Consider the following 3,968-nt stretch of genomic DNA (forward strand, 5'->3'; position numbering starts at 1 on the left):
AAACGGGCCGAGCACCGCAACCGGACACCAACCGCACCGAACACCATCACCACCACCCGACAAGGCACAACCTAAGTCACCGGCATTGCGGCTAGGACACCGCGACCGGCGCACCCGAACGGCCGGCCCCCGGGGGTACGGGGGTCGCCCCCCGGAAGAACGCCGCCACGGGGCCGGTGTACGGCTAGGACACCGTGTCCCGTACGTAGAAGGGCTCGCCCGGAGGCGTGGCCGAGGCCGGCAGGAGTGCCAGGTCCAGGCCGCGCACCAGGCGGGCCCTCAGTGTTTCGTCGGCGGCCAGGCCACGGGCCACCCGCCGGGCGGCCTCCGCGGGGGCCGCGTCCTCGGACAGGACGAGGGCCAGGGTGCCGTCGGCGCTGCCGGGGCCGAGGTGGGCCCGCAGGACCGCGGGCTCGGCCGCGACCGCGTTCCGTACCGCCTCCCGTACCGCCGGGTCCTCCAGCGGGTCCGCACTGGTGCGGCCCTCCGCGAGGGCGAGCAGTGCCGGGCCGGTCAGCTCGTACGGAACCGGGCCCGCGAGGTCGAGGACGACGGTGTCCGCCTTCTCGTGCGCCGCCGCCTGGAGGGCCTGGTGCAGGGGGACGGCCACCGGCCGGGCCTGCGGGTCCCAGAGCGCGAGCGAGGCGATCGAGGTGAAGGCCGGCAGCGCCCGCCGGTCGCCGGCGGTGAGCGTGGGCACGGCCATGTCGCTCGTCTTCTCGCGGCGCAGCCCCGTCTCCGGGTCGTCCTCCACCTCGCCGAGGACGGCGACGACAGGGACCAGCAGACGCGCGTTCTTCAGCGCCTCCAGGACCGGCCCGTGCGCGGTTCTGTCCGCCGCCCAGGCCGTGAGGGCCTCGGTGAGCCGCGGATCGGCGGTTCCGTCGTCGTCGGAGAAACCGGGGTCAGGGATGTTCTTGAGCGCCACGCACCGAGCCTAACCGCCCTCGGTGGGCCGCCTTCCCCGCGGGTGGCCGGCTCGCCCACGGGCCACTGCCGGGCACCGTTCCTGGCGTCGCCCCCGTGCCCGCACCAGACTGGCCCCGTCCGCCGCACGACCCACCCGGGAGGAGACGGCCACCATGACCGTGGAAGTGGATCTCGACGCCGCACTCGCCGCGGCGGTCGGGCCCGTGCTCGCCGGGAACGGGGCGTCCCTGGCGGTCGCGGTGCTCGACCTGGAGACCGGGCGCTCGGCCTCGTACGGCGGCGAGGGGCGGACGTACGACACCGCGAGCGTCGTGAAGCTCGACATCCTCGCGGCCCTGCTGCTTCGCGCGCAGGACGAGGACCGGGAGCTGACCTCGGCGGAGCGCTCGGCCGCCGCCGCGATGATCCGGCGGAGCGACAACGCGTCGGCGACCACGCTGTGGCGGACGATCGGCGGCGCGGAGGGCCTGGACGCCGCCAACGCGCGGCTCGGGCTCGCGCGGACGACCGGCGCGACGGCGTGGGGGCTGACCCGGACGACGGCCGCGGACCGGTTGGTGCTCCTCCGCGCGGTGTTCGGCACGGACTCGCCGCTGGCCGAGGACTCCCGTACGTACGTCATCGGGCTGATGGCGGGCGTGGCCGCCGACCAGGCCTGGGGTGTCTCGGCGGCGGGCGCCGACGGGGCGGTGAAGAACGGGTGGCTCCCCCGTGATGCCACCGGCCTCTGGGTCGTCAACAGCGTGGGACGGGTGACGGCCGGCGGGCGGGTCTACCTCGTGGCGGTGGTCTCCGACGGTCACGCCACGAAGGACGCGGGCGTGACGGCCGTGGAGAGGGCCGCGCGGGCGGCGGTCAGCGCGGTGGGCGCGGCCCTGTAGCGCGGCTGCCGCGCCACAGGACGACCGCGGCGGCGAGCAGCAGCGCGCCGACACCGCCGGCGGCCGGGGCGAGCAGGCCGACCGGCCTGTCGTCGTCGGGGGCGGCCTGCGGTCCGGCGCCGAAGAAGCGGCCGCGGTAGCCGGCGGAGGCGTCCTTGGGGTCGGCGCCCTTGAGCCGGGCGCCGGCCTCGATGGCGGCGGCGGGGTCGACGGTGCCGTACCCCTTGTCGTCGCTGCGGCCGTTCTTGGGCCGGTTGCGGGCGGTGTCGATGAGGAGCCGCTTGATCTGGGCGGGCGTCAGGTCGGGGTGGGCGGACCGGACGAGCGCGACGGCGCCGGAGACGAACGCGGCGGCGGCGCTGGTGCCCCAGCCCTCGTAGTAGCGGCGGTCCGGGTCGGCGATGACGATGTCGACGCCGGGGGCGCTGACGGTGGAGTACCAGCGGCTGGTGGAGAAGGAGGCGTGCGTGCCGTACCGGTCGACGGCGGTCACGGCGACCACGCCGGGGTAGGCCGCGGGGTACGAGATGTGGTCGCCCTTCTCGCCGCCGTTGCCGGCCGAGGCGACGACGGAGACGCCCTTGGCGAGGGCGTACTGGACGGCGGCGTCCTCTCCCGCGTCGGGGTGGGCGGACTTGGAGTCGTCGCCGAGGGAGAGGTTGATGACGTCGGCGCCGTTGTCGGTGGCCCAGCGGATGCCTTCGGCGAGGGCGGTGCCGCGGGTCTTGCGGGCCTTGTCACGGGCCTTGTCGGTGCCTTCGAGGATGACCCTGACGGGCAGGATCTCGACCTTCGGGGCGACGCCGAGGACGCCGTCCTGACGGCCGGGTCCGTGGCCGTGCCCGGCGATGATGCCGGCCATGGCGGTGCCGTGACGGGCCCAGGCCCGGTCGCCGCGCCCGGCACCGAAGCCGACGAGGTCCTTGCCGGTGAGGACGGACCCGACGAGGTCGGGGTGGTCCGCGTCGACCCCGGTGTCGAGGACGGCGACGGTGATGCCCTCGCCCTTGGTGGTCCGCCAGGCCTTGGTCGTGTGCAGGGCTTCGAGGCCCCACTGGCGGGCGCGGATGGTGTCGGCGTACGCCGGGGTGGTGGTGGCGGGGAGGACCGCGAAGGCGGCCGCGAGCAGGGCCGCGAGGGCGCGGGGGCGGGTCACCGGTCGTGGTCCTTCGCTGCTGTGGTGACCGTTGCGCGCAGGGTGCTCTCGATCCGGTCGGCGACACCCTTGGCCTCGTGGCCGAGGCCGGACTGGGCGACGGGGCTGGTCTGTCCGTCGGCCATGGCCCGGTCGGCGGGCTGGGGGGAGGCGACGGGACGGCCGTCGGCGAAGCCGGAGACTGCGGTGACGACGACGGGAAGGTCGTTCAGTGCGCGGGTCCACCAGCCGGCGCGCTGCGCGGCGCCGAAGCGGGCGGCCACGGTGCCCGGGGCGGAGAGCGCCGGGGGTACGTCGGTGCCGAGGCGTGCGGCGGACTCGGTGGCGAGGGAGCGTGTGGCGGTGGGATCGGCCTGGGTGAAGACCAGACCGACGGTGATGACGCTGGAGGCGGTGGCGTCGGTGTAGGTGGCGCGCAGGACGCGGTCGCAGCCGACGGGCCGCAGGGTGGTGAGCACGCTCTTGGGCAGGGAGGCCGAGGTGCAGGGGGCGTCGGGTGCGACGACGACCCGCGTCCAGGTGCGGTCGGCGGCGCCGGGGCCCTCCTTGGGGCCCGCGAGGGTGCGGGGGAAGAGCGTGTCGACGGGGACGCTGTGCCACAGGGTCCTGGCCTCGGCGTAGCCCTCGGGCTCCTCGGGGGCGCCGGCGTCCGTGGTGGCGAGGACGGCTCCGGCGACGGCGCCGCCGACGAGGCCGGCACCGAGGACGAGGCAGGCCCCGGCCGCGACCACCAGGCCGACGCGGCGCTCGCGGATGGGCCGGAGACGGGTGGTGGTCTCGACGACGGTCTCGGGCGGTGCGGTGTAGGGCCGATAGGCGCCGTACGTTCCGTACGTCTGCGCCGGCATCCGCGGGGCGGGCGCGGCGGCGGGCCGCGCCGGGGGCTGGGTCGCGGGGCGCGGCGGTATCGCCCGGGCGCCCGTGTCACGGATCGGCCGCAGCCGCGTGGTCGTCTCGGCGGCCGGTACGTCGGCGGGCGCGGGCGGCGCGGGCGCGGGTGC

At 76.3% G+C, this 3,968-nt stretch carries 4 protein-coding genes; 1 reads left to right on the plus strand and 3 read right to left on the minus strand.

The window, feature by feature from the left end; genetic code table 11:
* Nucleotides 1–184: 184 nt before the first annotated feature.
* The gene (locus tag ACFUJR_RS38905) at nucleotides 185–928 is read right to left on the minus strand and encodes an SseB family protein (RefSeq protein WP_383181191.1); all 744 of its coding nucleotides are present in this window, start codon (nucleotides 926–928) and stop codon (nucleotides 185–187) included.
* 154 nt (nucleotides 929–1,082) lie between these two features.
* Between ACFUJR_RS38905 and ACFUJR_RS38910 the strand changes: the two genes are divergently transcribed.
* Nucleotides 1,083–1,811 (plus strand): serine hydrolase, encoded by a 729-nt coding sequence (locus tag ACFUJR_RS38910; protein ID WP_383181188.1) that lies wholly within the window; start codon nucleotides 1,083–1,085, stop codon nucleotides 1,809–1,811.
* Here the strand turns inward: ACFUJR_RS38910 and mycP are convergent.
* Nucleotides 1,786–2,967 (minus strand): type VII secretion-associated serine protease mycosin, encoded by a 1,182-nt coding sequence (gene mycP / locus ACFUJR_RS38915; RefSeq protein WP_383181185.1) that lies wholly within the window; start codon nucleotides 2,965–2,967, stop codon nucleotides 1,786–1,788. The genes ACFUJR_RS38910 and mycP overlap by 26 nt on opposite strands.
* Nucleotides 2,964–3,968: hypothetical protein (locus ACFUJR_RS38920; protein WP_383451270.1), on the minus strand; the 1,005-nt coding region annotated here is incomplete at its 5' end. The genes mycP and ACFUJR_RS38920, both read right to left, overlap by 4 nt.

The organism is Streptomyces sp. NPDC057271 (assembly GCF_042668715.1).
GTDB lineage: Bacteria > Actinomycetota > Actinomycetes > Streptomycetales > Streptomycetaceae > Streptomyces.

Bases quoted from the DNA above. Each gene is read 5' to 3' on its own strand.
- ACFUJR_RS38910 (WP_383181188.1), top strand. From the start codon at position 1,083: ATGACCGTGGAAGTGGATCTCGACGCCGCACTCGCCGCGGCGGTCGGG.